This window comes from Halomonas sp. SL18_1, from assembly GCF_055755715.1.
This window is the reverse complement of record NZ_JBVTRK010000001.1, coordinates 367,141-392,912: the sequence shown is the minus strand read 5'-3', so window position 1 is coordinate 392,912 and position 25,772 is coordinate 367,141. Positions and strand designations below refer to the sequence as shown.

Here is a 25,772-nt window from a genome sequence, read left to right as displayed (position 1 = left end):
TAGCAACTCCTCTCATTATGCTACCTACCCAATTCATTAGTTCCAGGCAACATCAGCATGCTCGACCCAACGCCTGTACGGCGAACTCCCTGTGACAAGGGTGATTCGGGACGTACACGCCAGTCTTTTTCATGGTTGAAGTACTGCTGGGCAACTTCAAGCTCTGCTCGGGCGCCAAGAACAACGCCATTCCATAGTTTTTCAAAACGATCAATCGGTACCACCATGGTGCCCGCCGCCGGGTCGCCCACCAGGATATTGTGTTCATCGATACCTTTGACTACAACGAAATGTTTATAGCCTGCAGTATCGATCATCGTAATTCCCGGCACGCCAATATTCGTAAAGTCTCTCAAATCGATACGAAAACCATCAGAGTTGAGGCCTTCACGATCCAGGTACTGCTTCATATCGAGCATGGAGAAACCATAGGTCTCGATCTGCTCTCGGTCGCCGTGCTCCAGCATCCACTCAAAAACTTCCGCCTCGGTAGTGGGGCGGTCGTAATGGTAGGTAAGGAGGGTCGCAACAGAAGCCGATCCGCAGCTGTAATCGTACTCCTGCCTGACTACCCGCTCCCAGCCGATTTCCTGCAGGCTCTGGGCTTCTACCTGAAAGCTTCCAAAGTGGCTGGAAATCATAACAGGTCCTGCCTGAACCGTTAAGGTCGCGCTTCCCACTGCCAGCGACGCGATGAATACCGGAACATGTCGTAGCTTTCGCATGGGAACTACTACTCCTCATATCATTAATGAGAGAAGTAACGGATATCGCGTGAAATGATGTGTCATTTTCCGCCTGGCGTAGCCTTAATACTCCGATAGCAACGTACTAGGCTGACCGCCAATCCACCATTTTTCAGTCGCTTATACACGTCGACCTTCTCATCACTCTTCGATATAGATACCGCTTCAGGTTGGCCATTAATTTCCAACATTGCCAATGACAACGCTGATACCGATGGCATTGTTGATGGCATTACCACTACCGCTGACAGCGTTGAATATTCCCGTTCCGCTGTAAAAGCCCATTGCATTGTTTTCGAAAGTGATATTTCCAGAAATCATATCTCCATTCACGACCTGGAAGTTCGGATTATTGACAGTGGCACTCATATTTTGAATGCTTTGAGCTGCATTCACATGGAAGATATGTATGCCATCTTTGCCGCGATTGCTTTCCAGTTCATGCTGATCCAGAGTAGGCATGGCGTTGAAGCCGACTTGTGGCGTATCACTGGCTGCCGCCCCACCAATGATACCCAGTGACAACCCAGCCACCGCCAGCATCGAAGCAGGCCAACCCTGCAGCCGGAGTGCCCTTAGCGAAACGGTGGTGCATGCTAGTGCCTTCATGGCCTGGTCCTCCAGGTACCTGATCCATCCAGCCTTCATCACGGGAGCTGGCGGAGAGTCTTCCCCGCCAGCTCCTGGCCTTACCGGCTAAGCACAGAGCCTAAGCGTTACGCCAGACTCAGTTGCCGATCCGGACATTGCTGTGAGCCGCCACGTTGGTTGCAGCCTGCTGGGAGTTATAAAGACCAGTGGTGGCGTTGACGTTGGCGATACCGCCATACTGGCCGCCAGCAGCAAGCGACACGTTCACATTGCCGGTCCTCAGCACCGCATTGCCACCGGCACCGCCAGCACCGCCAGCACCGCCAGCACCGCCCATGGCTACGGCATCGCCGGTCCAGCCTTGAGCACCGCCGCCGCCGCCGCCATTGCCAGCGCCACCGTCACCGCTGGAAGCGGTAGCTTCACCACCCTCGGCGCCATCTCCGCCTTCGGCGTATCCCTGTGCAAAGCCGTCGTTAGTAGCATCGCCGCTGGCTCCACCATCGGCACTGGCTGAGGAGCGCGCTGTCGCATCGGCATCGGCTACCGCGGTGGCTTCTCCCTCTGCAGAGGCTTCCTGCTGACCACCGCCACCGCTCTTCTTGCTTGAACGCCGCTTGCTATCATGCTTCCCGGCTCCCATGTTATTGCTAGCAGCCACATCTTCTACATTAGCGTCGGCATCTGCAGCGGCTCCGGTACCATCGGCGCTGCTATCAGCATCTCCTCCATTAGCATTGCCTGTCTTAGCGGTTCCGCGGTTTCTGACCGTGTTGGTAGCCCTACCTCCGTCACCACCATCTCCAGCCTCGGCAGTAGCCCTGCTGCTACCGCCTTCACCATCGCCGCCATCACCACCTTCTGCCCAGGCATCGTTATAGGCAGTGGCAGAGCCGCCTCTTCCACCATCATCTCCATTACCACCGTCACCGCCTTCGATACGAATCTGATGACCGTTAACTTCGGAGTTCAGCTCCTGCTTGGCGATGACATAGGTGGCGGTATTGTAGGATTCGCTAATGGCCAGGGCATCGCCACCACGGCCGGTGGTACCACCATCACCGCCCATCCCGGTGCCGTCGCTGGCCCAGGCATCACCACCATCGCCGCCACCGCTGCCACCGGGCTTCTTATGGTGACGACGGCTGGTTTGAACTAGATCGTACAAACCACCACCTACATTACCGCCATTGGCATTGGCTTCGTTAGTGTTAGTGCCACTGCCACCGTTAGCGTTGCCGCTATCGCCGCCCGTAGCCGTAGCTGTCGAGGTGACGTGCTGATCGACATCCCCCTTGACGATACCGTTAGTGGGGTTGGCATGCGCAGTAGAGACCGCGAGGACCAGTGCCGCCAGAGAGGTACCTGCTACTACATAATACTTTTTCATGATCCTTACTCCGTGTCGTGTTGCTTTCACCCTTCATGTCTCTGCTGCGAACCTGCGGTAAGCCATGCCTATCGCCATGGGGTGCTCAGCATTCGCAGTCACCCAATACATCGCATAATGCGTGCCAGGACTGGCGACTGCATTCGCAACCCATTGATAAAAAAATGAATAAAAAGATTTCTACCGGTGGGAGTTATCACGGGAAGCGATGGCGGGCGTAGGATAAGAACGCAAACTGTTGCATCGATGTAACAAGGCCCTGCGGGGCCGCCGGGGCGAATCCCTTGATTGCGCAACAAAACAACAACTTACCTTAAGTAACCGTATGAGCACAGATTGGTTACAAGCCATTAACTCCCCAGCCCGTCGATTTATCCAGTATTAAAATCAAATGGTTATGTTGGAAAGACGGACCGGCGGCCGATTCACAATATGCCAAGGGAATGAAACAGCGGGGAAGGGCCGGCCCGACGGGCCGGCGCACCGGGTCAGCCAACCGGGAAGGATCTGCCCGGTTGGCTGGCCAAGGAGGAATCAGGGTCGGGTAAGGCGGGGAGCGCCGCCTTAGCCCTGACTGACGGCGAGGAAGGCCTTCTCGGCGGCGTCCAGGGTGAGCTGGATGTCCTCGGGGGTATGGGCGCTGGACATGAAGCCCGCCTCGAAGGCCGAGGGCGCCAGATAGACCCCCTGGTCGAGCATCGCCGAGAAGAAGCGGCGGAAGGCGTCGGCGTCGCAGGCGGTGGCCTGGGCGAAATTGTCGACCCGCGACTGCCCGGTGAAGAAAAGCCCGAACATGCCGCCGGCACGCTGGGTGATCATGTCGACCCCGGCAGCATCGGCGCGCTCCTGCAGGCCGTGGCAGAGGGTCTCCACCCGCTGGGCCAGGGCATCGTGGAAGCCCGGCTCGCGCAGCTTGTTCAGCAGGGCGATGCCGGCGGCCATGGCCAGCGGATTGCCGGAGAGCGTGCCCGCCTGGTAGACCGGCCCCAGCGGCGAGATATGCTCCATGATCTCGCGCTTGCCGCCGAAGGCGCCCACCGGCATGCCGCCGCCGACGATCTTGCCCAGGCAGGTCAGGTCCGGGGTAATGCCGTAGTGGGCCTGGGCGCCGCCCATGGCGACCCGGAAGCCGGTCATCACCTCGTCGAAGATCAGCACGCTGCCATATTCGTTGCAGACTCGGCGCAGGGTCTCGAGAAAACCCGGCTGCGGCGGAATGCAGTTCATGTTGCCGGCCACCGGCTCGACGATGATGCAGGCGATCTCGCTGCCGATCTCCTCGAAACAGGCCTCGACGGCGTCGGGATCGTTGTGGGAGAGGGTCACGGTATGCTCGGCCAGCGCGGCGGGCACTCCCGGCGAGCTCGGCTCCCCGTGGGTCAGGGCGCCGGAGCCGGCCTTGACCAGCAGCGAATCGGAGTGGCCATGGTAGTTGCCCTCGAACTTGACGATCTTGTCGCGCCCGGTGAAGCCTCGCGCCAGGCGGATCGCCGACATGGTGGCCTCGGTCCCCGAGTTGACCATGCGCACCATCTCGATGGTGGGGATCATCTCGCAGATCAGATCGGCCATGGTGGTCTCGATGGCCGTGGGCGTGCCGAAGGAGAGCCCCTGGTCGAGTCGCTCGCGCACCGCCCCCAGCACCTCGGGGTCGGCGTGGCCGGTGATCATCGGCCCCCAGGAGCCCACGTAGTCCACATAGCGCTTGCCCTCCACGTCATACAGGTAGGCGCCCTGGGCGCGTTCCATGAACACCGGCGGCCGATGCAGCCCCTTGAAGGCGCGCACCGGAGAGTTCACGCCGCCGGGGATATGCCGGCAGGCCTGTTCGAAGAGCTGTGCGGAAGTGGTCATGAATGCCTCGTTGCTGTCACGGATGGATGGAATCGAGTATGAGCGCGGCCAGGCCTGACGGCTTGTGGACAGAATCGGGGATAACCTCGGCACTAACCGTGAAATCCCGGTGATTGTCGGCCATCTTGCGCGTGCCGTCGCGTTATCCCCACATTCTGTGGGCCGCCGCCCGGCTTGGCCAGCCCCATGGCGCGAAAGGGGCGCCGGCATAGCCGCCGGTCAAACCGAGCGAGCGCCCGGCGGTCGCACAGTGCGATCGGGCAGCGACTGATCGTTGCCCGGCTGCCAGCCCCGCTCGAGGGCCTGCCAGGTGAAGGCCTGAGCCTGGCGACACGCCTCGCGCAAGGGCTCCCCCGCGCCAGCCGGGTCGCCAGCGCCGCCGCCAGGGTGCAGCCTGAGCCGTGATAACGCCCCGGCAGGCGCGGCCAGCGCCAGGCGTGGCGCTGGGTGCGGGTGTACAACACCTGCTCGACCCGGTCCGCCGGCACCTGGGCCTCGGGGTCGTCGGTGCCGGTCACCAGCACCGCCCCGGCGCCCAGGCCAATCAGCCGCCGCGCCCGATCGGCATCATCGCGCGCTTCCGGGCCGGCCAGGCGCGCCAGCTCGAGCCGATTGGGCGTCAAGATATCCACATGAGGAAGCAGTCGACGGCGAAAGGCGTCGAGCAGCCCAGCTGTGGATAACTCACTCCCGCCGCCGGCCTTAAGCACCGGGTCCACCACCGTCGGGACGCCGGGGTGCGCCTCGAGGATGGCCACCACCGCCTCCAGGCTAGCGGGGCTGGCGAGCAGCCCCACCTTGATGGCGGCGATCTCGAACTCGTCCAGCGCGGCGGCCATCTCGCCGATCAAGCGTGCCTCGAGGGGAATCACCCTATGCACGTCGCGACAGTTCTGTACCGTCAGCGCCGTAGGTACCGTCAGCGCCCAGCCGCCGCAGGCGGCCACGGCCTCGCGGTCGGCCACCAGGCCGGCGCCGCCGGTGGGGTCATGGCCCGCCAGTACCAGCACCACCGGCGGACGCGAAGCGGACAGGGTGTCGTCACTCATCAGAACGGCTTGAGCACGGCGAGCAGGACGATCGCCAGCAGGGCGAGCACCGGCAGCTCGTTGAACCAGCGGAAGAAGACATGGCCCTTGGTACAGCGCCCGGCGGCAAACTGCTTGAGATAGACCAGGCAGACATGGTGATAGCCCACCAGCAGCACGACCAGCAGCAGCTTGACGTGCATCCAGCCCTGGCCCAGCCAGGCCGGCATCAGGATCAGCAGCCAGGCGCCAAGCCCCACCACGGCGATCATCGAGGGGGTCATGATGCCGCGATAGAGCTTGCGCTCCATCACCTTGAAATAGTCGATGGCCTGCTGCTCCCCCTTGTCGCGGGCCATGGCGTGGTAGACATAGAGCCGCGGCAGATAGAAGAGAGCGGCGAACCAGGTCACCACGGCGACGATGTGTAGACCCTTGATCCAGAGATACATGGCAGTCCTTTCAAGCGGAGGGGGAAGCGTTGACGCGGTAGTAGCGCTCGATGGCACCGCGGGTGATGATACCGGAAATGCGCTTCTGCTTGGGCCGATGGCCGTGTTCCACGTAGAGCGCATCCACCGCCTTGTCGTTGAGACGCTCGAAGGCCTCCGAGAGCGTCGCCTGGAGGTGAATCGGCGCCATCTCCAGGCGCTGGCCGGGAACCTCCAGCAGATCGATCAGCTCGCCCTCCGCCGTGGTGGCCTGCTCGACGATGCCTTCGTTCATCAGCGCCCGCGCCAGGTCCGCCGCCTTCAGCGCCAGGGTCGGCTTGTCGTCGGTGGAGCGCATGATCAGCACCCAGACCGGCTTGGCCTCGAGCAGGCGACGCGCCTGCTCCCGGGTCACCATGCGCGGCGTGCGCACCAGGCTGCGCTCCATCACCGCCGGCACCGAGACCCGCGACAGCGCCTGCATCAGCGGCTGCTGCAGCGGATGCAGGCCGTTGCGGGTCACGCTGATGAAGAAGCCGTCACAGCGGCACAGCTGGCGCGAGGTCAGCCCGGAGATCACCACCGCCAGCATGCCCGGCAGAATGATCTGGGGGTTGTGGGTAAGTTCGAGCAGTGCCATCAGCGCCGCCAGCGGCGCCTGCAGCACCGCCCCCATCATCGCCGCCATGCCCAGCATGGCGTAAAACCCCGGTTCGGCGGCCAGATGCGGCGACAGCCAGGCCCCGGCGAGCCCCGCCAGGGCGCCGGCGGCGGCGCCCACCACCAGCACCGGGCCGATGATGCCGATGGGAATGCCGCTGGCCACGGTGATGGCGGTGAGCAGCAGCTTGGCCACCACCAGCGCCAGCAGCACGTCCACCGCCAGCTCACCGGTCAGCGAGGCGGCCAGGCTGTCGTAGCCGATCCCCTGCACCTCGGGATACCACCAGGCCACCGCGGCGGTGGCCAGCCCCACCGCCCCCAGGCGCAGCCACACCGGCCAGTGATCGACCCGATGGCCGCTGCGCGAGACATGGATGAACAGCCCGGCCAGCAGGCCGATGAACAGGGCCGTGACCACGATCCAGGGCAGGTGGGCCAGCGACTCCAGGCTGACGGTGGGCACCTGGAAGGCCGGCTCCGAGCCGTAGACCAGCATCGCCACCAGCGCGCCCATGGTCGACGCCAGGATCACCGGCATGAAACCGGCGATGGTGTACTCCATCATCACCACCTCCATGGCGAAGATGACCCCGGCGATCGGCGTATTGAAAGAGGCGGAGATGCCCGCCGCGGTGCCGCAGGCCACCAGCACCCGCAGGCTGTTGTGGGGCAGGCGTAGGTGCTGCCCGAGGCCGCTGGCTGCCGCGGCCCCCAGATGGATGGCCGGCCCCTCGCGACCCGCCGAGAGCCCGCCGATTACCGACACCACGCCGACCCACCACTGGTTGAGCCAGTTACGCAGCGGAAAGCGCCCCTGATGATAGGTCAGCCGCTCGATGACGTGCCCCACCCCCAGCTTGCGGGCCGCCGGCGGCTGGCGCCGCAGGAAGCCCCCGATGATGGCCACCGCCAGCAGCGGCAGGGCGGCACGCAGCAGCGGCGAGAGTCCTTCGAAGGCTTCCGGGTCGCCGTCGGGCATGAAGGTGAAGGCGCCGAGCTCCAGCAGCAGCCGGAACCCGACCATCAGCGCACCGGTCAATCAGGCCCAGACGACCCCCAGCACGCAGAGCTGCGGCAGGGCATCCACATTGGCGAGCTGGCGACGAAAGCCTTCCAGGCTCGCATCGAAGCGCGGCAGTCGCGGCACGGCGGTGTTCCTGTGCGGCCAAGGTTGCGGACGGCTAGGGAGCCGCCCTGTCACTTGTGTATCATAACCCTTAGGCGTCATCCCAGTTCCGGGCGCCCCGCTGCTTCAGGCCACTGGCCTCAGGCCATCTACGAGAGGAGACCATCGTGATCAAGGTAGGAATCGTCGGCGGCACCGGCTATACCGGGGTCGAACTGCTCAGGCTGCTGGCCCAGCACCCCGAGGTCGAGGTCGAGGCCATTACCTCACGCTCCGAGGCGGGCATGCCCGTGAGCGACATGTACCCCAACCTGCGCGGCCACTACGACACGCTCGCCTTCAGCGAGCCCGACGCCGAACGCCTGGGCGCCTGCGACGCCGTGTTCTTCGCCACTCCCCACGGCGTGGCCCATGCCCTGGCCGGCGAACTGCTGGCCGAAGGAACCCGGGTCATCGACCTCTCGGCGGATTTCCGCCTGCGCGACGCCGAGGAGTGGGCCCGCTGGTACGGCCAGCCCCACGGCGCCCCGCAGCTGCTCGACGACGCCGTCTACGGCCTGCCGGAGGTCAACCGCGACGCCATTCGCCAGGCGAAGCTGATCGCCGTGCCCGGCTGCTATCCCACCGCGGTGCAGCTCGGCCTGCTGCCGCTGCTCGAGGCGGGACTGATCGATGCCGAGCATGTGATCGCCGACTGCAAGTCCGGCGTCACCGGCGCCGGGCGCGGCGCCAAGGTGCCCTCGCTGATGGCCGAGGCCAGCGAATCGATGAAGGCCTACGGCGCCTCCGGCCACCGCCACCTCCCGGAGATCCGCCAGGGGCTCGGCGACGCCGCCGGTGGCCCGGTGGGGCTGACCTTCGTGCCCCACCTGACCCCGATGATCCGCGGCATCCACGCCACCCTCTATGGCCGGCTGACCGGCGAGCCGGGCGATCTGCAGGCGCTGTTCGAGGCGCGCTTCGCCAAGGAGCCCTTCGTCGACGCGATGCCCGCCGGCAGCCATCCCGAGACCCGCAGCGTCAAGGGCGCCAACCTCTGCCGCCTGGCGGTGCACCGCCCCGGCGACGGCGACACCGTGGTGGTACTGGCGGTGATCGACAACCTGGTCAAGGGCGCCTCCGGCCAGGCGATCCACAACCTCAACCTGATGTTCGGCTTCGACGAGCACGCCGGCCTGGCCGCCCCGGCGCTGATGCCCTGATCTCACACCCCCAATCCCCAGCAAAAGTTGACCAATTTGCTGGGGATTGGGGATAATGGCCGGTCGAATTTTCTTATTCCCCTAAGGGAGGTGCCCATGAGCGGCGCAGAATCCTTCGTGCCCACGCCCATGATGCTCTCCGACGCCGCACGCAAGCGGCTGCAGGCGCTCGTCCAGGAAGAGGGCAACCGCGAACTCAAGCTGCGGGTCTATGTCACCGGCGGCGGCTGCTCCGGCTTTCAGTACGGCTTCGACTTCGCCGACGACGTGGGCGATGACGACGCCCTGATCGAATTCGGCGAGGTGGCGCTGGTCGTCGACGAGCTCTCCTACCAGTACCTGGTCGGCTCCACCGTGGACTACGAGGAGGGCCTGGCCGGCGCGCGTTTTCTGGTTCAGAACCCCAACGCCACCACCACCTGCGGCTGTGGCGCCTCCTTCATGGTCTGAGCCCGGGCGTTGACCGCTTCCCGTTCCCCGACTTGACGCTTTTCGGGATTCTCGCCAAGGTTAATCTGGCGAATCCCATGAAAATGTCCTATAACGGGGAACCCGATGAACAAATCTTTCGTTTCTTCCAAGCATTTCAAGCAATCTGCCCTGGCCACGAGCCTGGCGCTGGGGGTCGGCCTCTCCGCCGCAGCCTTCGCCGACACCCCCACGGTCAGCGTGGTCACCGACCCCAGCTTCGTGCCCTTCGAGATGATGGATCCCGATACCGGTGAGATGATCGGCTTCGACATGGACATCATCAACGAAGTGGCCGAGCGTGCCGGCTTCGAGGTCGATCTCACCACCATGGAGTTTGCCGGGATCATCCCCGCGGTGCAGACCGGCAGCCAGGAGATCGCCATCGCCGGGGTCACTATTACCGAGGAGCGCGCCGAGATCGTCGACTTCTCGGATCCCTACTACGATAGCGGCCTGCAGATCATCGTGCGCATCGACAACGATAGCGTCGAGACGGTCGAGGATCTCGAAGGCCTGTCGGTGGCCACCCGCATCGGCTCCACCAGCTACGACTTCCTCCAGGAGCACCTCGGCGACAGCGCCAATATCGTGCCCTACCCGGGCAACAGCGACATGTACATGGCGCTGCTCGGCCGCAACGTGGATGCCGCCTTCTACGACGCCCCCAACGTTGCCTACTTCTCCCAGACCCGCGGTGAAGGCCGCACCAAGGTGGTCGGGCCCCTCTACGCCGGCCAGCAGTACGGCATCGTCTTCCACAAGGGCAGCCAGTGGGTCGAGCCGGTGAACGCGGCCCTGGCCGAGATGCGTGAAGACGGCACCTACGCCGAGATCTACGAGAAGTGGTTCGGCGAAGCGCCGAGCGACGATTGATCGATCCGACGGCCTGATGGCCCCGCCCCCGGGCGGGGTAGACGCGGGGCCGGGTGGCCAGACCCCCGGCCCCGCCAACGTTGAGTCGTCCCGACTGCGGAGACACACGCGTGGAAGTCACCTTTCAATTCGACTGGGCGGCAGCGTTCCGGTCGATACCCCACCTGCTGCCCGGCATTCCCTGGACGCTGCTGATCTCCTTCGGTGGCCTGGCCATCGGGTTTTTCATCGGCATCTTCTTCGGCCTGCTGCGGATCAGCCCGATCCGCTGGCTGCGCTGGCCGGCGATCCTCTACATCGAGGTGTTTCGGGGTACGCCGATCCTGGTCCAGGTGCTGTTCATCTTCTACGGCCTGCCCCAGCTGCTCGGTGGGCCGATCAACGCCCTGACCGCCGGCATCGCTGCCATCGCGGTCAACTCCGGGGCCTATATCTCCGAGGTGGTGCGCGGCGGCGTACAGTCCATCGAACGCGGCCAGCGCGAGGCGGCCCTCTCCCTGGGCCTGTCCCGCACCCCAGGCGTTTCGCTTCGTGATCTGGCCCCAGGCCTTCCGGCGCATGATCCCCCGCTGGGCAACCAGGGCATCATCAGCATCAAGGACACCTCGCTGTTCTCGGTGATCGGCGTCGGTGAGCTGGTTCGACAGGGGCAGATCTACATCGCCACCACCTTCACCGCCCTGGAGGTCTATCTCATGGTGGCCTTGATGTATCTGGCCATCACCTGGAGCCTGTCGCTGCTGCTGCGCCAGCTGGAGCGTCGCGGCCTGGTGGGACAATAACGGGAGTCAGCCCATGACACAGCACGATACGGCGACCGCTCCCATCGTGATCATGGAGAAGGTCAACAAACATTTCGGCAGCCTGCATGTCCTCAAGGACATCGACCTGCGAGTCAAGCCAGGGGAGGTGGTGGTCGTCATCGGTGCCAGCGGCTCCGGCAAGTCGACCCTGATCCGCTGCATCAATGGCCTGGAGGAGTTCCAGCAGGGGCATATCGAAGTCGATGGCAACGAGCTCACGACCCACGGCAAGAGCAGCAAGGCCCTGCAGCGCATCCGCACGGAAGTCGGCATGGTCTTCCAGCAGTTCAATCTGTTTCCCCACCTGAGCGTTCTCGACAACGTGACGCTGGCCCCCATGCAGGTACGCGGCTGGAGCCGCGCGGATGCGGTGGAAACCGCCCAGCGGCTGCTCGAGCGGGTCGGCATCAGCGACCAGGCCGCCAAGTACCCCAGCCAGCTCTCCGGAGGTCAGCAGCAGCGCGTCGCCCTGGCCCGGGCCCTGGCCATGGAGCCACGACTGATGCTCTTCGACGAGCCCACCTCGGCACTGGACCCGGAGATGATCGGGGAGGTCCTCGATGCCATGCGTGAGCTGGCCAAGGAGGGGATGACCATGATCATCGTCACCCACGAGATGGGCTTCGCCCGCGAAGTGGCCGATCGGGTCATCTATATCCACAAGGGCGAGATCGCCGAGGAGGGGCCGCCGGAGCGCATCTTCGACCAGCCCCACGACGAGCGGACTCGCAGCTTCCTCTCCCGAGTGCTCAAGCACTGAGGCGACGCGGCCCACGGCCTAGACTCGTCTTCCCGCCGCGGAGACTCGCCCGACCCAAACGGCCCTGTCGCACACGACAGGGCCGTTTTTCTGCCTGTGGAAAAAAATTTTTCCCCACCCCCTTAAATCGGCCGCCAGGCCCCGGCGTTAGCGGCTTGTCTCGCACCCAGCGAGGTTGTTCACAGCCACGGTGACAAGCCCGGTATCCGTCGGTGGACAAGCGGTGTCCAACGACCGCTGTGGACAAGCGGCACTGTTGCCCACAGCCTCACCACCGCTCGTCCGCAGCCAGTCCGCCCTTTTCCCCGCCTTTCGCCAACAATCTAAGCTATTGATAAGATTACCAGATACCCACTTGTCCACGGATTTTGTCCACACCAGTAGTAACAACCACAACAGAACTTCTCTTTATATATAATCTGTTTTAATTAATGAGAGGCGAGCTAGGCTCCATGGACGTTCGAGGTGTGGAAAACCCTGACGATTACCCACAGGGGGTTTATACTGGCGGGCTGATTTCATCCCTGACTGACTGGAAGACGGCGCCGCGGCGCCAACGAGGTGCACCTTGGATTACCCCGACCGCTTTGACGTCATCGTCATCGGCGGCGGCCATGCGGGAACCGAAGCCGCCCTGGCCTCCGCCCGCATGGGCTGTCAGACCCTGCTGCTGACCCACAACATCGAGACGCTCGGTCAGATGTCCTGCAATCCCGCCATCGGCGGGATCGGCAAGAGTCATCTGGTCAAGGAGATCGATGCCCTGGGCGGTGCCATGGGGCTGGCCACCGACCTGGGCGGTATTCAGTTCCGCATGCTCAACGCCCGCAAGGGGCCAGCGGTGCGGGCGACGCGCGCCCAGGCCGACCGGGTGCGCTACAAGGCGGCGATCCGCGGGATGCTGGAAAACCAGCCCAACCTGACGCTCTTCCAGCAGGCCGCCGGGGACCTGATCGTTGAGCGCGACACCGTGCGCGGGGTGGTGACCGAAACCGGCATCCGCTTTTTCGCCGAGACGGTGGTTCTGTGCACCGGCACCTTCCTCGGCGGGGTGATCCATATCGGCCTCGACAGCAGCCGCGGCGGCCGCGCCGGCGACCCGCCCTCCAACGCCCTGGCCGAACGGCTGAGGGCGCTGCCGTTTCGCGTCGACCGGCTCAAGACCGGCACGCCCCCACGGCTCGATGCCAAGAGCGTGGATTTCTCGGTGCTCGAGGCGCAGCCCGGCGACACCCCGACCCCGGTGATGTCGTTTCTCGGCCGCCGCGAGATGCACCCGCGCCAGGTGAGCTGCCACATCGCCCACACCAACGAGCGCACCCACGAGATCATCTTCGCCAACCTCGACCGCTCCCCCATGTATTCCGGGATGATCGAGGGCGTCGGGCCGCGCTACTGCCCCTCAATCGAAGACAAGGTGCACCGCTTCGCCGACAAGGCCAGTCATCAGGTGTTCATCGAGCCGGAAGGCCTGGAGACCCATGAGCTCTACCCCAACGGCATCTCCACCTCGCTGCCGTTTGACGTCCAGCTGCAGGTGGTGCGCTCGATTCAGGGGCTCGAGAACGCCCATATCACCCGGCCCGGCTATGCCATCGAGTACGATTTCTTCGATCCGCGGGACCTCAGGCACTCCCTGGAAACCAAATTTATCCACAACCTGTTCTTCGCCGGGCAGATCAACGGCACCACCGGCTACGAGGAAGCCGGCGCCCAGGGCCTGCTGGCCGGGCTCAACGCCGCTCGGCGAGCCAAGGGCGCCGAGGCCTGGCATCCGCGTCGCGATGAGGCCTATCTGGGGGTGATGGTCGACGACCTGATCACCCTGGGGACCCAGGAGCCCTACCGGATGTTCACTTCCCGGGCGGAGTATCGCCTGCTGCTGCGCGAGGACAACGCCGACCTGCGCCTCACCGCGACCGGCCGCGAGCTGGGCCTGGTGGACGACACCCGCTGGGCGGCGTTCAGCGCTCGCCGCGAGGCCATCGAACGCGAGAGCGCACGTCTCAAGGCCAGCTGGGTGCAGCCCGGCACCGCCGCCGCCGAGGCCGTGGCGGCCAAGACCGGCAAGCCCCTCGCGCGGGAGTACAGCCTGATGGACCTGCTCAAGCGTCCCGAGCTCGGCTACGCCGACGTGGCGAGCCTGGTCGGTGAGCCTGTCGAGGAGGCCTCGGTGGCCGAACAGGTGCAAATCCAGGCCAAGTACCAGGGCTATATCGACCGCCAGCAGGAGGAGATCGACAAGCTCAAGCGCCATGAGGCCACGCCGCTGCCCGACGATCTCAACTATGCCCAGGTCGAGGGGCTCTCCCACGAGATTCGCCAGAAGCTCAGCGAGGCGCGACCGGCGACCCTGGCTCAGGCCTCGCGCATCTCCGGCGTGACCCCGGCGGCGGTCTCCATCCTCTTGATTCATCTCAAGAAGCGACGGCTTCTCGAGGACAACCGGGTGGCCAACGGATGAGTGACGCCGTAACGCCCAGCGTCATCGCCCGCCTGGATGAGGGTCTCGACGCCCTGTCCATCGACCTCGAAGCGTCCCAGCGCGATCAGCTGTTGGCCCTGCTGGCCCTGTTGCACAAGTGGAATCGCGCCTATAACCTCACCGCGGTACGCTCACCCGATGAGATGGTGGCCAAGCACCTGCTCGACAGCGCCGCCGTTGTGCCGTTCGTCGGGGACCAGGCGCTGCTGGACGTGGGTGCGGGACCGGGATTGCCGGGGTTGGTCCTGGCCATCCTCAGGCCTGAACTGGCCGTGACACTGCTCGACAGTAACGGCAAGAAGGTGCGCTTCCAGCGCCAGGCGGTGATGGAGCTCGACCTCGCCAACGTGACGCCGGTGCAGGCGAGGGTCGAGGCTCATGCGCCGCCCGGCGACGGCTACGGCCAGGTGATCTCGCGGGCCTTTGCCAGTCTCGGCGATTTCGTTCGCCTGACCGCCCACCTGCCCGCCCCCGGCGGGCGCTGGCTGGCGATGAAGGGGCCTGGTGCCGATGACGAGCTCGCCGCCCTACCCGAAGCGCTGGCGGTGAGCGAGCGCCATGTCCTGTCGGTGCCCTTCACCGAGGGGAAGCGACAGCTGCTGATCGTCGAGCGTCGAGGTTCCACCCACGGTCGCCCCTGAGGCGCCGTCACCAGGGAAGTGCGGAATGAGGGAGTCGCCCGTGACCAAGATTATCGCCGTGACCAACCAGAAAGGGGGCGTGGGCAAGACCACCTCCGCCGTCAACCTCGCCGCCAGCCTGGCGGCGCTGGACCGTCGCGTGCTGCTGGTCGATCTCGACCCCCAGGGCCATGCCACCATGGGCAGCGGGATCGACAAGTACGAGCTGGACGGCAGCGTGCTCGACCTGCTGCTGGGCGAGAAGACCGCCCCCAGGTGATTCTCGACTGCCCCGCGGCGGGCTATGCGCTGCTGCCGGGCAATGGCGACCTGACCGCCGCCGAGGTCGAGCTGCTGGATCGCCAGCAGGGCCGCGAGCGCTGCCTGGTGGATGCTCTCGGGACGGTGGCCGGCGAATACGACGTGGTGCTGATCGACTGTCCGCCGTCGCTGAACATGCTCACCGTCAACGCCCTGACCGCCGCCGACGGCGTGCTGATTCCACTGCAGTGCGAGTTCTACGCCCTGGAGGGGCTCTCGGCGCTGCTCGACACCGTGGAGCAGATCAAGGACAGCGTGAATCCGTCGCTGGCCATCTACGGCATCCTGCGCACCATGTTCGACGGCCGCAACAGCCTCACCCGGGATGTCAGCAAGCAGCTGCGCGACTACTTTGGCGAGGCGCTGCTCAAGACCACCATACCGCGCAACGTGCGGGTCGCCGAGGCGCCCAGCCACGGGCTGCCGGTGACCAAGTATGCGCGCTTCTCGCGGGGCAGCCAGGCCCATCGGGTGCTGGCCAAGGAGCTGATTCGCCGGCTGTCTCTGTGAACGCCGCCTGGTACCACCTTGCTGTGATGAGGGAAAGTCGATGACGCATAAACGCGCCCTGGGCCGCGGCCTGGATGCCCTGATCGGCGCCGGTGCCCGGCGCCGGGAAAGCCTCGAGCTACCCGAGATCGAAGCGGCGCAGCCCGATACGGCTGAGGCCGACATGGCCCCGGCGGTCGCCGACGAGCGTCTGGAGCGCCTGCCGCTGGGCCAGCTCAGCCGCGGCAAGTACCAGCCGCGCCGCGATATTCAGCCCGAGGCCCTGGAGGAGCTGGCCGACTCGATTCGCGCCCAAGGCGTGATGCAGCCCATCGTGGTCAGGCCCATCGGCGAGGCGCGCTACGAAATCATCGCCGGTGAGCGTCGCTGGCGTGCCGCCCAGCTGGCCGAGCTCGATACCATCCCGGCGGTGATCCGTGAGGTCAGCGACGAGGTGGCCCTGGCCCTGGCGCTGATCGAGAACATCCAGCGCGAGAACCTCAACCCGGTGGAGGAGGCGCTGGCGCTCAAGCGGCTGATGGATGAGTTCGCGCTGACCCAGCAGCAGGTCGCCGACGCCGTGGGCCGCTCCCGGGCCCAGGTCGCCAACCTGCTGCGCCTACTGGCGCTGGACCCGGAGGTCCAGACCCTGCTCGAGCGCGGCGACCTGGACATGGGCCACGCTCGGGCGCTGCTCGTGCTTCCTGCAGCCAAGCAGCGCCGGGCGGCCCACGAGGTGGTCAATCACGACCTCACGGTTCGCCAGACCGAGGCGCTGGTCAAGCGCCTTGCGGCGGGGGAGCCGAAAAAGGCCGAGAAGGCCCCGGCGAGCCCCGACGTGACCCGCCTGGAGACTCGCCTGGGCGAGCTGCTCGGGGCCCCGGTCTCGATCCAGCACGGCCGCGGTGGCAAGGGGCGGCTGACGATTCGCTACTCGAGCCTGGACGAGCTAGACGGCATTCTCGAGCATATCCGCTAGGCTCTGCCTGAAAACTGGCTGCGCTCGACCATACGGCGTTAAAAATCGGCTCAAAGCACTCATTTACACCCCGTAAACTCCGTCTTTTCGCCGATTTTTGCCTTGTCTGGCCTTCGCTCGCCGACTTTTCGGACAAAGCCTAGCCGCCTTGGCGAGCACGCGGGTGGCCCGCGTTCCGAAGTGAATGTCGACAATTCCTGCGCCTTTGGTCGCAAGTGGCAGGTTTCGCGCGTAAAAGGCCCGTTGTTTGGTTGAAGGCCCTACCCCGCTTCCCTATAATCCGCCGTTGTTTGCCTGAGTGTCACGCTCGGTTCAGCCGGCACCCAACCCCTGCTCTGGCAGGGCAGGAAATGTCGACAGGATGCACAGAGACGCTGCCATGAGGCGCCGGCGCCCGGACTTCACCCGACTGTTCCTGGCACAGGGGCTCGCCGCCTTGAGCGTAGCGCTGCTGGGCGCCCTGCGATACGGCCTAGAAGGCGCCCTGTCGGCGCTGATGGGCGGGCTGGTCAGCCTGCTGCCGACGCTCTATTTCGTCTGGCGAGGCCTGCGCAGCCGCGGCGGCAAGCGGCCCAGGGTCAGCGTGATGAATCTGTATCAGGCAGCGATGGGCAAGTTCGGTTTGACGGTGGCGCTGTTCGTGGTGGTGTTCGTGACAGTGCCCCCCTCAAACCCCGCTTTGTTCTTTGTCGCCTATGTGGCGGCCCAACTCATGCACTGGCTGACTCCCTGGCTTGCGCGTGACCGGCCGACCCCACGAACCTGAGGAAGCAGTATGGCAGCAGATAATGAGATGTCCGCCATCTATTACATACAGCACCACCTCCAGAACCTGACCTTCGGCAGGCATCCGGAGAATGGCTGGTCGCTGGCCTCGACCTCCGCCGAAGCCACCGAGATGGGCTTCTGGGCCATTCACCTCGACACCATGGGCTGGTCCATCGCCATGGGCGTGCTGTTCCTGGGGGTCTTCCGCAAGGCCGGCCGCCTGGCCACCACCGGGGTGCCGGGAATGCTGCAGAACGCCGTGGAGATGGTCATCGAGTTCATCGAGAACCTGACCCGCTCCACCTTCCACGGCAAGAATGCCAACATCGCACCGCTGGCGCTGACGCTGTTCATGTGGATCCTGCTAATGAACACGCTGAAGATCCTGCCGGTCGACTACTTCCCGGAGCTGTTCGGTCGCCTCGGCTTCGAGTACATGAAGATCGTGCCCACCACCGATGTCAACGCCACCCTGGGCATGGCCTTCGGCGTGTTCTGCCTGATCGTCTTCTACAGCTGCAAGGTCAAGGGCGTGGGCGGCTTCGCCAAGGAGCTCTCCCTGACGCCGTTCAACCACTGGTCGCTGATTCCCTTCAACCTGATTCTCGAGGTGGTTGGCCTGATCGTGAAGCCAATCAGCCTTGGTCTGCGTCTTTTCGGCAACATGTTTGCCGGCGAGGTGATCTTCATCCTGATCGCACTGCTGCCGTTCTGGGCGATCTGGCTGCTGGATGTGCCGTGGGCGATCTTCCACATCCTGGTGGTATCGCTGCAGGCGTTCATCTTCACGACCCTGTCGATCGTGTACCTGAGCGCCGCTCACGAGCACCACTGATTGAGCAACGCTTGCACGTCAACCAACCCCTAACCCCTTAACCCCAACTCACTATCAGGAGCACTACCATGGAAATCGTCTACATTGCTGCGGCCATCATCATCAGCGTCAGCGCCCTGGCCACCGGTCTCGGTTTCGCCCTGCTCGGCGGCAAGCTGCTCGAGTCCACCGCTCGCCAGCCGGAGCTGGGCGACCAGCTGCAGACTCGCACCTTCATCATGGCCGGTCTGCTCGACGCCGTGCCGATGATCGGTGTCGGTATCGCGATGTACCTGATCTTCGTCGTCGCCGGTTAACGACAGCACCGAGCGCCACGGCGCTCGGTTTGCTTCTATACCCGGTCGCCACGAACCAGTCAGAGGTACATACCCGTGAATATCAATTTGACGCTTATCGGGCAGACGATCGCCTTCGCGATCTTTGTCTGGTTCTGCATCAAGTACGTGTGGCCGCCGATCAGCTCTGCGCTCCACGCGCGCCAGAAGAAGATCGCCGATGGCCTCGACGCGGCCAGCCGTGCGTCCCGCGACCTCGAGCTCGCTCAGGAGCAGGCGGCGCAGACCCTGCGTGAAAGCAAGGAGCAGGCGTCCCAGATCCTCGAGCAGGCCAACAAGCGCTCCAGCCAGATGATCGAGGAAGCCCGCGAGCAGGCCCGCGCCGAAGGTGAACGCCTGGTGGCCGGCGCCCGCGCCGAGATCGATCAGGAAATCCATCGCGCCAAGGAAGAGCTTCGCGCCCAGGTGGCGACGCTTGCCATCACCGGTGCCGAGCGTGTCCTGGAAGCCTCCGTCGACGAGAAGGCACACCGCAAGCTGCTCGACAAGCTTGCCGCCGAACTGTGAAGGAGGTGACCCATGGCGGAAACGTCTACCGTCGCACGCCCCTACGCCAAGGCCGCATTTGAGTTCGCACGCGACCAGAAGGCGTTCAAGGCCTGGTCCGAGCTGCTGTTCAAGCTGGGCCAGGTCGTGGCGGAGCGCGATGCGCAGAAACTGATCGCGAGCCCGAAGCTGACCGGCGAGCGCAAGGTCGAGCTGGTCATCGAGCTGGCCGACGTCAAGGTCGATGAGGCCGGACGTCGCTTCCTCGATATCCTCGCCGGCAAGGGGCGCCTCTCGGCCCTGGGCGCCATCGCCGAGCAGTTCGAACGGCTGCGCGCCGACTACGAGAAGCGCGTCGACGTCACCGTGCTTTCGGCCTACGAGCTCGACGACAAGCAGCAGCAGAAGCTCGCCGGTGCGCTCAAGAAGCGCCTGAATCGCGAAATCTCCATTACCACTCAGGTGGATCCGAAGCTTATCGGGGGCGTCATCCTGCGCGCCGGCGACACCGTCATCGACGGGTCGGTGCGCGGTCGACTGAACCGCCTCTCCGAAGCCCTTACCGCCTGAGTCTGAGGGACATGGCATGCAGCAACTGAATCCTTCCGAGATCAGCGACATCATCAAGCAGCGTATCGAGAAGCTTGACGTCGCATCCGAAGCCCGCAACCAGGGCACCATCGTCAGCGTCTCCGACGGCATCGTGAAGATTCACGGCCTCGAAGACGCGATGTTCGGTGAAATGATCGAATTCCCCGGCGGCATCTACGGCATGGTGCTCAACCTCGAGCGCGACTCCGTGGGTGCGGTGGTGCTGGGCGACTACCTGCAGCTGGAAGAGGGCATGACCGCCAGCTGTACCGGCCGCATCCTCGAGGTGCCGGTGGGTCCCGAGCTGATCGGTCGCGTGGTCGACCCGCTGGGAACGCCGATCGATGGCAAGGGCGAGGTGGGCGCCAAGCTCACCGACGCGGTGGAAAAGGTCGCCCCGGGCGTCATCACCCGTCAGTCCGTCGACCAGCCGATCCAGACCGGTCTCAAGGCGATCGACGCCATGGTGCCGATCGGCCGCGGCCAGCGCGAGCTGATCATCGGCGACCGCCAGATCGGTAAGTCGGCCATCGCCATCGACGCCATCATCAACCAGAAAGGCAAGGGCGTTACCTGTATCTACGTGGCCGTCGGTCAGAAGCAGTCGACCATTGCCAACGTGGTGCGCAAGCTCGAGGAGCACGGCGCGATGGAGCACACCATCGTCGTCGCCTCCGGCGCCGCCGACCCGGCCCCGATGCAGTTCCTGGCGCCCTACGCCGGCTGCACCATGGGCGAGTACTTCCGCGACCGCGGCCAGGACGCCCTGATCGTCTACGACGACCTGACCAAGCAGGCCTGGGCCTACCGTCAGGTGTCGCTGCTGCTGCGTCGTCCGCCGGGCCGTGAAGCCTATCCGGGTGACGTCTTCTATCTCCACTCGCGTCTGCTCGAGCGCGCCGCGCGCGTCAACGCCGACTACGTCGAGAAGTTCACCGACGGCGAAGTCAAGGGCCAGACCGGCTCGCTGACCGCGCTGCCGATCATCGAGACCCAGGGCGGCGACGTCTCCGCCTTCGTTCCGACCAACGTGATCTCGATCACCGACGGCCAGATCTTCCTGGAGACCGACCAGTTCAACGCCGGTATCCGCCCGGCGATCAACGCCGGTCTGTCGGTCTCCCGCGTGGGCGGTTCGGCTCAGACCAAGATCATCAAGAAGCTCGGCGGCGGCGTGCGTCTGGCACTCGCCCAGTACCGCGAGCTGGCGGCCTTCTCCCAGTTCGCTTCCGACCTGGACGAGGCCACCCGCAAGCAGCTGGAGCACGGTCAGCGCGTCACCGAGCTGATGAAGCAGAAGCAGTATACGCCGCTGTCGGTGGCCGAGATGGGGGTGTCCCTGTATGCCGCCAACGAAGGCTTCCTGGATGACGTCGATGTCAGCAAGGTGCTGGACTTCGAGCGGGCTCTGCTCGACTACATGAAGTCCGAACACGCCGAGCTGCTCGACAAGATCAACCAGACCGGCGACTACAGCGACGAGATCCAGCAGGGTTTGAAGGCGGGTCTCGAGCAGTTCAAGGCCACTCAGAGCTGGTAATTCCGCCGGCCCGCCCGGTGAGGGCGGGCCCTGGAGCTTTCTGAGGGCCACGAACGGAGTAGATCGCTATGGCAGCTGCAAAAGAGATACGCACCCAGATCGGGAGCATCAAGAATACGCAGAAAATCACCAGCGCCATGGAAATGGTCGCTGCGTCGAAGATGCGTAAAGCGCAAGATCTGATGAAGGCCAGCCAGCCTTACGCCCGGCAGATCCGCAACGTCGTGGGCCATATCGCCGACGCCAACCCCGAGTACAAGCACGACTACATGGTCGAGCGTGACGAGGTGAAGCGAGTCGGCTATATCGTGGTGTCCACCGATCGCGGCCTGTGTGGCGGTCTGAACGTCAATCTGTTCAAGGCCGTCATCAAGGATGCCATGGCATGGCGCAGCGAAGGCGCAGAGCTCGATTTCTGCGCGCTGGGCAGCAAGGCGGGCGGCTTCTTCCGCAACTACGGCGGCAACCTGGTCGCGGCCAAGAGCGGCCTGGGCGAGGCGCCCGAGGTCGAGGACCTGATCGGCAGCATCAAGGTGATGCTCGACGCCTACGACGAGGGACGGCTGGATCGTCTGTATGTGGTGTACAACGAGTTCGTCAACACCATGACGCAGAAGCCGGTGGTTCGTCAGCTGTTGCCGCTGTCTCCCGACATGGGGGCCGATGCGGAGGATCAGGACCACAAGCGTCCCGGTAGCTGGGACTACCTGTATGAGCCGGATGCCAAGGCGCTGCTGGATAGCCTGCTGGTTCGCTTTATCGAATCGCAGGTGTATCAGGCGGTGGTCGAGAACGGGGCCTGCGAGCAGGCCGCGCGAATGATCGCCATGAAGAACGCCACCGACAACGCCGGCGGCCTGATCGACGATCTGGAGATGGTCTACAACAAGGCCCGTCAGGCCGCCATCACCCAGGAAATTTCCGAGATCGTCGGCGGTGCCGCAGCCGTATAGCGCCCGGGAAGAGCCCAGGGCTCTTCCGGCATACCAGGTTTCATTTGCAGGTTTTTGAGAGGATCGCAAGATGAGCGGACGTATCGTACAAATCATCGGCGCGGTGATTGACGTCGAGTTTCCGCGGGACAACGTTCCCAAGGTCTACGACGCGCTCAACGTCGCCAACTCCGAGACCGTGCTCGAGGTCCAGCAGCAGCTGGGCGACGGCGTGGTGCGGACTATCGCTATGGGCTCCACCGAGGGCCTGAAGCGTGGCATGGACGTCGAGAACACCGGTGCCGCCATCTCCGTGCCGGTGGGCAAGGAGACGCTGGGACGCATCATGGACGTGCTGGGTCGCCCCATCGACGAGGCCGGCGACATCGGTGAGCAGGAGCGCATGCCCATTCACCGTCCCGCCCCACCTATGCCGAGCAGGCAGCGTCCAACGAGCTGCTGGAGACCGGCATCAAGGTCATCGACCTGGTCTGCCCGTTCGCCAAGGGCGGTAAGGTTGGCCTGTTCGGCGGCGCCGGCGTGGGCAAGACCGTCAACATGATGGAGCTGATCCGCAACATCGCCATCGAGCACAGCGGTTACTCCGTGTTCGCCGGCGTAGGGGAGCGGACCCGTGAAGGTAACGACTTCTACCACGAGATGACCGAGTCGAACGTTATCGACAAGGTCTCGCTGGTCTACGGTCAGATGAACGAGCCGCCGGGCAACCGTCTGCGCGTCGCCCTGACCGGCCTGACCATCGCCGAGAAGTTCCGCGATGAAGGCCGCGACGTGCTGCTGTTCGTCGACAATATCTACCGCTACACCCTAGCCGGTACCGAGGTCTCCGCCCTGCTGGGTCGGATGCCCTCCGCGGTGGGCTACCAGCCGACCCTGGCCGAGGAGATGGGCGTTCTCCAGGAGCGCATCACCTCCACCAAGGTGGGCTCGATCACCTCCGTGCAGGCCGTCTACGTGCCCGCGGACGACCTGACCGACCCCTCGCCGGCCACTACCTTCGCCCACCTGGACGCCACCGTGGTACTGGCGCGTTCGATCGCCGAGCTGGGGATCTATCCGGCCATCGACCCGCTGGACTCCACCTCGCGCCAGCTCGACCCGCTGGTCGTCGGCGAGGAGCACTACGACACCGCTCGCCGCGTGCAGGGCGTGCTGCAGCGCTACAAGGAGCTCAAGGACATCATCGCGATCCTGGGCATGGACGAGCTGTCCGACGAGGACAAGCAGGCCGTGGCCCGGGCGCGTAAGATCCAGCGTTTCCTGTCGCAGCCGTTCTTCGTGGCCGAGGTCTTCACCGGCTCTCCCGGCAAGTACGTGTCGCTCAAGGAGACCATCCGTGGCTTCCAGGGCATCCTCGACGGCGAGTACGACGAGCTGCCGGAGCAGGCCTTCTACATGGTCGGCACCATCGACGAGGCCGTCGAGAAAGCCAACCAGATGAAGTAATCCCGTCCATCAGGGGGATTCGCTATGGCGAACAGCTTCAAGTGCAACATCGTCAGCGCCGAAGCGTCGATCTTCAGTGGCGAGATCGAAGAGCTGGTGGCATCGGGCATCATGGGCGACCTGGGCATCCTGCCCGGGCACGCCCCGCTGTTGACCGAGCTGCAGCCGGGCCCGATCCGGGTGATTCATGATGGTGGCGAGGAGGAGAACTTCTACGTCTCCGGCGGCTTCCTGGAAGTGCAGCCCAACGTGGTCACGGTTCTGGCCGACGCGGCCTCCCGTGCCGGCGACCTCGATGAGGCCGCCGCCGAGGAAGCCCGCCAGCACGCGCTGAAGGCCTTCAACGACAAGTCGGCGGAGCTGGATTACACCCGCGCCGCCGCCGAGCTCGCCGAGGCCGTGGCCCAGCTGCGCACCATCCAGCAGCTGCGCAAGAAAGCCGGCAAGGGCTGAAGCCAGACCCAAGCCGTTTTAACGCCCTCTGAACTCCTGTCGCCATGACGGGGTTCGGGGGGCGTTTTCGTCTCTGTTATGATGCCGGCTAGCCTGGTGATCGCGACTCTTGATTACCCCTCTCTCTGCCGATTGGCGTCAGGAGGATGCCCATGCCTTTGAATGAGACCCTGCAGGAACAGAAAGCGGTGCTGCTTGAGTCGCTGGTTGAAGATCAGCGAGAGCGTCTCGATGAGCTGTTGCCTGAACTGCGGGCCGCCGATCTGGCTGAGATTCTCGAGGAGCTGGTCGAGGATGATCAGGAGCTTCCGGCCGTTTTGCGACTGCTCGACTATCTGCCTCTCGAACGCTGTGCCAATGTGCTGGGCTATCTGCCCGGTGAAGTGCAGCTGGAAGTGACCGAAGCAATGTCCGATGAGACCCTGCTGTCGGTGCTTGAGGAAATGGGATCGGATGAGCGCGCCGACCTCTTCAACCTGCTGGGTGAAGATCGCCGCGAGACGCTGCTCAGGCGCATGGCGCGCCAGGAGCGCGAGGATCTCAAGCGCCTGGCCAGCTACGAAGAGGGCACCGCCGGGGCCATCATGACCTCGGACTACGTGGCCATTCCCAGCGGCATGACCGTCTCCCAGGCGATGATGCGGGTGCGCCAGACGGCGCCGGATGCCGAGACCGTCTACCAGCTCTATATCATTGACCCCGACGGCAAGCTGGCCGGCACCCTGTCGTTGCGCCAGCTGATGGTGGCGCGCCCCGGTGCCCAGGTCGATGATCTGATGATCAAGGACGTGATCAGCATCTCGGTCGATGAGGAGCAGGAAGAAGTCGCCCGGTTGATCTCGCGTTATGACCTGTTGGCCATGCCGGTCATCGATCATGACGAGCGGCTGGTGGGCATCGTCACCCACGATGACGCCATGGACGTGGCCGAGTCCGAAGCCACCGAGGATTTCCACAAGGGGATGTCCATCGGTGCCCTGGAGGATGGCGTCAGTCGGGTGCCGATCTGGAGCCTGTATCGCAAGCGGGTCATCTGGCTGGTGCTGCTGGTCTTTGCCAATCTCTTCTCCGGTGCCGGTATCGCCTATTTCGAGGACACCATTGCCGCCCAGGTGGCGCTGGTGTTCTTCCTGCCGCTGCTGATCGGCAGCGGCGGTAACGCCGGCGCCCAGGCCGCGACCCTAATGGTGCGGGGCATGGCGACCGGCGATGTCGGAGTAAAGGACTGGAGCAAGCTGCTCGGGCGTGAGCTGCTGGTGGCCGGTTCGCTTGGCCTGACCATGGCGCTGGCGGTGGCTCCCATTGGTGTCATGCGCGGCGGCGAAGCGGTTGCCATGGTAGTGGCCATGAGCATGGTCACTATCGTACTGTTCGGCAGTCTGCTGGGGATGTGTCTGCCTTTCGTACTCGAGCGCCTGGGCTGGGACCCCGCCACCGCCTCGGCACCGCTGGTCACCACGCTGATCGACGCCTGCGGGGTGCTGATCTACTTCAGTATCGCCACGGCGATCTTGGCTGGGGTGTGAGGGCCTC

Annotated in this window: 23 protein-coding genes and 3 pseudogenes; 19 read left to right on the top strand and 7 right to left on the bottom strand. The window is 64.5% G+C overall.

Translation table 11 applies throughout. The features are described 5' to 3' along the window. Positions 1–20: 20 nt before the first annotated feature. From ACSJDS_RS02015 to ACSJDS_RS01985, 7 genes and pseudogenes are all read right to left on the bottom strand, one after another. Complete coding sequence (locus ACSJDS_RS02015) at positions 21–725, bottom strand: C39 family peptidase (protein ID WP_473031899.1); 705 nt, start codon at positions 723–725, stop codon at positions 21–23. A gap of 198 nt (positions 726–923) precedes the next feature. Next, complete coding sequence (locus ACSJDS_RS02010; RefSeq protein ID WP_473031898.1) at positions 924–1,355, bottom strand: hypothetical protein; 432 nt, start codon at positions 1,353–1,355, stop codon at positions 924–926. Positions 1,356–1,473: 118 nt separating this feature from the next. Continuing rightward, positions 1,474–2,727, bottom strand: a complete 1,254-nt coding sequence (locus ACSJDS_RS02005; RefSeq protein ID WP_473031897.1) for a hypothetical protein — start codon at positions 2,725–2,727, stop codon at positions 1,474–1,476. 564 nt (positions 2,728–3,291) lie between these two features. Next, positions 3,292–4,581 (bottom strand): glutamate-1-semialdehyde 2,1-aminomutase, encoded by a 1,290-nt coding sequence (hemL, locus tag ACSJDS_RS02000; protein ID WP_473031896.1) that lies wholly within the window; start codon positions 4,579–4,581, stop codon positions 3,292–3,294. Positions 4,582–4,673: 92 nt separating this feature from the next. After that, positions 4,674–5,630 (bottom strand): bifunctional hydroxymethylpyrimidine kinase/phosphomethylpyrimidine kinase, encoded by a 957-nt coding sequence (gene thiD / locus ACSJDS_RS01995; protein ID WP_473031895.1) that lies wholly within the window; start codon positions 5,628–5,630, stop codon positions 4,674–4,676. Beyond that, the gene (gene hemJ / locus ACSJDS_RS01990; protein WP_473031894.1) at positions 5,630–6,061 is read right to left on the bottom strand and encodes a protoporphyrinogen oxidase HemJ; all 432 of its coding nucleotides are present in this window, start codon (positions 6,059–6,061) and stop codon (positions 5,630–5,632) included. The genes thiD and hemJ overlap by 1 nt, the downstream gene beginning before the upstream one ends. A gap of 10 nt (positions 6,062–6,071) precedes the next feature. After that, positions 6,072–7,850: pseudogene (locus tag ACSJDS_RS01985) on the bottom strand (chloride channel protein). A 146-nt stretch (positions 7,851–7,996) separates the two neighbouring features. Here ACSJDS_RS01985 and argC point away from each other — a divergent pair. The 19 genes and pseudogenes from argC to mgtE all read left to right on the top strand — a co-directional run bounded on the left by argC (position 7,997) and on the right by mgtE (position 25,765). Next, positions 7,997–9,031, top strand: coding sequence for an N-acetyl-gamma-glutamyl-phosphate reductase (gene argC / locus ACSJDS_RS01980; protein ID WP_473031893.1), 1,035 nt, complete (start codon positions 7,997–7,999; stop codon positions 9,029–9,031). 96 nt (positions 9,032–9,127) lie between these two features. Further along, positions 9,128–9,481 carry an iron-sulfur cluster insertion protein ErpA gene (gene erpA, locus ACSJDS_RS01975; protein WP_473031892.1) on the top strand — a complete coding sequence of 118 codons (354 nt, stop codon included), beginning with the start codon at positions 9,128–9,130 and terminating at the stop codon, positions 9,479–9,481. A 105-nt stretch (positions 9,482–9,586) separates the two neighbouring features. After that, positions 9,587–10,375 carry a transporter substrate-binding domain-containing protein gene (locus tag ACSJDS_RS01970; protein ID WP_473031891.1) on the top strand — a complete coding sequence of 263 codons (789 nt, stop codon included), beginning with the start codon at positions 9,587–9,589 and terminating at the stop codon, positions 10,373–10,375. A gap of 110 nt (positions 10,376–10,485) precedes the next feature. After that, positions 10,486–11,157: an amino acid ABC transporter permease gene (locus tag ACSJDS_RS01965; protein ID WP_473031890.1), complete on the top strand. Its 672-nt coding sequence runs from the start codon at positions 10,486–10,488 to the stop codon at positions 11,155–11,157. Positions 11,158–11,170: 13 nt separating this feature from the next. Beyond that, positions 11,171–11,938: an amino acid ABC transporter ATP-binding protein gene (locus ACSJDS_RS01960; protein WP_473031889.1), complete on the top strand. Its 768-nt coding sequence runs from the start codon at positions 11,171–11,173 to the stop codon at positions 11,936–11,938. 568 nt (positions 11,939–12,506) lie between these two features. Then, the gene (gene mnmG / locus ACSJDS_RS01955; protein ID WP_473031888.1) at positions 12,507–14,402 is read left to right on the top strand and encodes a tRNA uridine-5-carboxymethylaminomethyl(34) synthesis enzyme MnmG; all 1,896 of its coding nucleotides are present in this window, start codon (positions 12,507–12,509) and stop codon (positions 14,400–14,402) included. After that, entirely contained in the window at positions 14,399–15,064 is a 666-nt protein-coding gene (gene rsmG / locus ACSJDS_RS01950; protein WP_473031887.1) for a 16S rRNA (guanine(527)-N(7))-methyltransferase RsmG, read from the top strand. The genes mnmG and rsmG overlap by 4 nt, the downstream gene beginning before the upstream one ends. Positions 15,065–15,104: 40 nt before the next feature. Next, positions 15,105–15,874: pseudogene (locus ACSJDS_RS01945) on the top strand (ParA family protein). A 40-nt stretch (positions 15,875–15,914) separates the two neighbouring features. Continuing rightward, the gene (locus tag ACSJDS_RS01940) at positions 15,915–16,832 is read left to right on the top strand and encodes a ParB/RepB/Spo0J family partition protein (protein ID WP_473031886.1); all 918 of its coding nucleotides are present in this window, start codon (positions 15,915–15,917) and stop codon (positions 16,830–16,832) included. 361 nt (positions 16,833–17,193) lie between these two features. Next, positions 17,194–17,598 (top strand): ATP synthase subunit I, encoded by a 405-nt coding sequence (locus tag ACSJDS_RS01935; protein ID WP_473031885.1) that lies wholly within the window; start codon positions 17,194–17,196, stop codon positions 17,596–17,598. Positions 17,599–17,607: 9 nt separating this feature from the next. Next, the gene (gene atpB, locus ACSJDS_RS01930) at positions 17,608–18,435 is read left to right on the top strand and encodes a F0F1 ATP synthase subunit A (RefSeq protein WP_473031884.1); all 828 of its coding nucleotides are present in this window, start codon (positions 17,608–17,610) and stop codon (positions 18,433–18,435) included. A 68-nt stretch (positions 18,436–18,503) separates the two neighbouring features. Continuing rightward, positions 18,504–18,731 carry a F0F1 ATP synthase subunit C gene (gene atpE / locus ACSJDS_RS01925; RefSeq protein WP_195861500.1) on the top strand — a complete coding sequence of 76 codons (228 nt, stop codon included), beginning with the start codon at positions 18,504–18,506 and terminating at the stop codon, positions 18,729–18,731. A 75-nt stretch (positions 18,732–18,806) separates the two neighbouring features. Next, positions 18,807–19,277 carry a F0F1 ATP synthase subunit B gene (locus ACSJDS_RS01920; RefSeq protein ID WP_473031883.1) on the top strand — a complete coding sequence of 157 codons (471 nt, stop codon included), beginning with the start codon at positions 18,807–18,809 and terminating at the stop codon, positions 19,275–19,277. A gap of 12 nt (positions 19,278–19,289) precedes the next feature. After that, entirely contained in the window at positions 19,290–19,826 is a 537-nt protein-coding gene (locus ACSJDS_RS01915; protein ID WP_473031882.1) for a F0F1 ATP synthase subunit delta, read from the top strand. 16 nt (positions 19,827–19,842) lie between these two features. Then, positions 19,843–21,387, top strand: coding sequence for a F0F1 ATP synthase subunit alpha (gene atpA, locus ACSJDS_RS01910; RefSeq protein ID WP_473031881.1), 1,545 nt, complete (start codon positions 19,843–19,845; stop codon positions 21,385–21,387). A 68-nt stretch (positions 21,388–21,455) separates the two neighbouring features. Continuing rightward, complete coding sequence (atpG, locus tag ACSJDS_RS01905) at positions 21,456–22,340, top strand: F0F1 ATP synthase subunit gamma (protein WP_473031880.1); 885 nt, start codon at positions 21,456–21,458, stop codon at positions 22,338–22,340. A 70-nt stretch (positions 22,341–22,410) separates the two neighbouring features. Further along, positions 22,411–23,786 (top strand): annotated as a pseudogene (atpD, locus tag ACSJDS_RS01900) (F0F1 ATP synthase subunit beta). 24 nt (positions 23,787–23,810) lie between these two features. Further along, positions 23,811–24,239: a F0F1 ATP synthase subunit epsilon gene (locus ACSJDS_RS01895; protein ID WP_473031879.1), complete on the top strand. Its 429-nt coding sequence runs from the start codon at positions 23,811–23,813 to the stop codon at positions 24,237–24,239. Positions 24,240–24,391: 152 nt separating this feature from the next. Next, on the top strand, positions 24,392–25,765 hold the full coding sequence (mgtE, locus tag ACSJDS_RS01890; protein ID WP_473031878.1) for a magnesium transporter: 1,374 nt from the start codon (positions 24,392–24,394) through the stop codon (positions 25,763–25,765). Positions 25,766–25,772 lie beyond the last annotated feature (7 nt).

Coding starts and splice junctions, on each gene's coding strand:
- ACSJDS_RS02015 (WP_473031899.1), bottom strand. CDS start 725: ATGCGAAAGCTACGACATGTTCCGGTATTCATCGCGTCGCTGGCAGTG.
- ACSJDS_RS02010 (WP_473031898.1), bottom strand. CDS start 1,355: ATGAAGGCACTAGCATGCACCACCGTTTCGCTAAGGGCACTCCGGCTG.
- ACSJDS_RS02005 (WP_473031897.1), bottom strand. CDS start 2,727: ATGAAAAAGTATTATGTAGTAGCAGGTACCTCTCTGGCGGCACTGGTC.
- hemL (WP_473031896.1), bottom strand. CDS start 4,581: ATGACCACTTCCGCACAGCTCTTCGAACAGGCCTGCCGGCATATCCCC.
- thiD (WP_473031895.1), bottom strand. CDS start 5,630: ATGAGTGACGACACCCTGTCCGCTTCGCGTCCGCCGGTGGTGCTGGTA.
- hemJ (WP_473031894.1), bottom strand. CDS start 6,061: ATGTATCTCTGGATCAAGGGTCTACACATCGTCGCCGTGGTGACCTGG.
- erpA (WP_473031892.1), top strand. CDS start 9,128: ATGAGCGGCGCAGAATCCTTCGTGCCCACGCCCATGATGCTCTCCGAC.
- ACSJDS_RS01970 (WP_473031891.1), top strand. CDS start 9,587: ATGAACAAATCTTTCGTTTCTTCCAAGCATTTCAAGCAATCTGCCCTG.
- ACSJDS_RS01960 (WP_473031889.1), top strand. CDS start 11,171: ATGACACAGCACGATACGGCGACCGCTCCCATCGTGATCATGGAGAAG.
- rsmG (WP_473031887.1), top strand. CDS start 14,399: ATGAGTGACGCCGTAACGCCCAGCGTCATCGCCCGCCTGGATGAGGGT.
- ACSJDS_RS01940 (WP_473031886.1), top strand. CDS start 15,915: ATGACGCATAAACGCGCCCTGGGCCGCGGCCTGGATGCCCTGATCGGC.
- ACSJDS_RS01935 (WP_473031885.1), top strand. CDS start 17,194: ATGCACAGAGACGCTGCCATGAGGCGCCGGCGCCCGGACTTCACCCGA.
- atpB (WP_473031884.1), top strand. CDS start 17,608: ATGGCAGCAGATAATGAGATGTCCGCCATCTATTACATACAGCACCAC.
- atpE (WP_195861500.1), top strand. CDS start 18,504: ATGGAAATCGTCTACATTGCTGCGGCCATCATCATCAGCGTCAGCGCC.
- ACSJDS_RS01915 (WP_473031882.1), top strand. CDS start 19,290: ATGGCGGAAACGTCTACCGTCGCACGCCCCTACGCCAAGGCCGCATTT.
- atpA (WP_473031881.1), top strand. CDS start 19,843: ATGCAGCAACTGAATCCTTCCGAGATCAGCGACATCATCAAGCAGCGT.
- atpG (WP_473031880.1), top strand. CDS start 21,456: ATGGCAGCTGCAAAAGAGATACGCACCCAGATCGGGAGCATCAAGAAT.
- ACSJDS_RS01895 (WP_473031879.1), top strand. CDS start 23,811: ATGGCGAACAGCTTCAAGTGCAACATCGTCAGCGCCGAAGCGTCGATC.
- mgtE (WP_473031878.1), top strand. CDS start 24,392: ATGCCTTTGAATGAGACCCTGCAGGAACAGAAAGCGGTGCTGCTTGAG.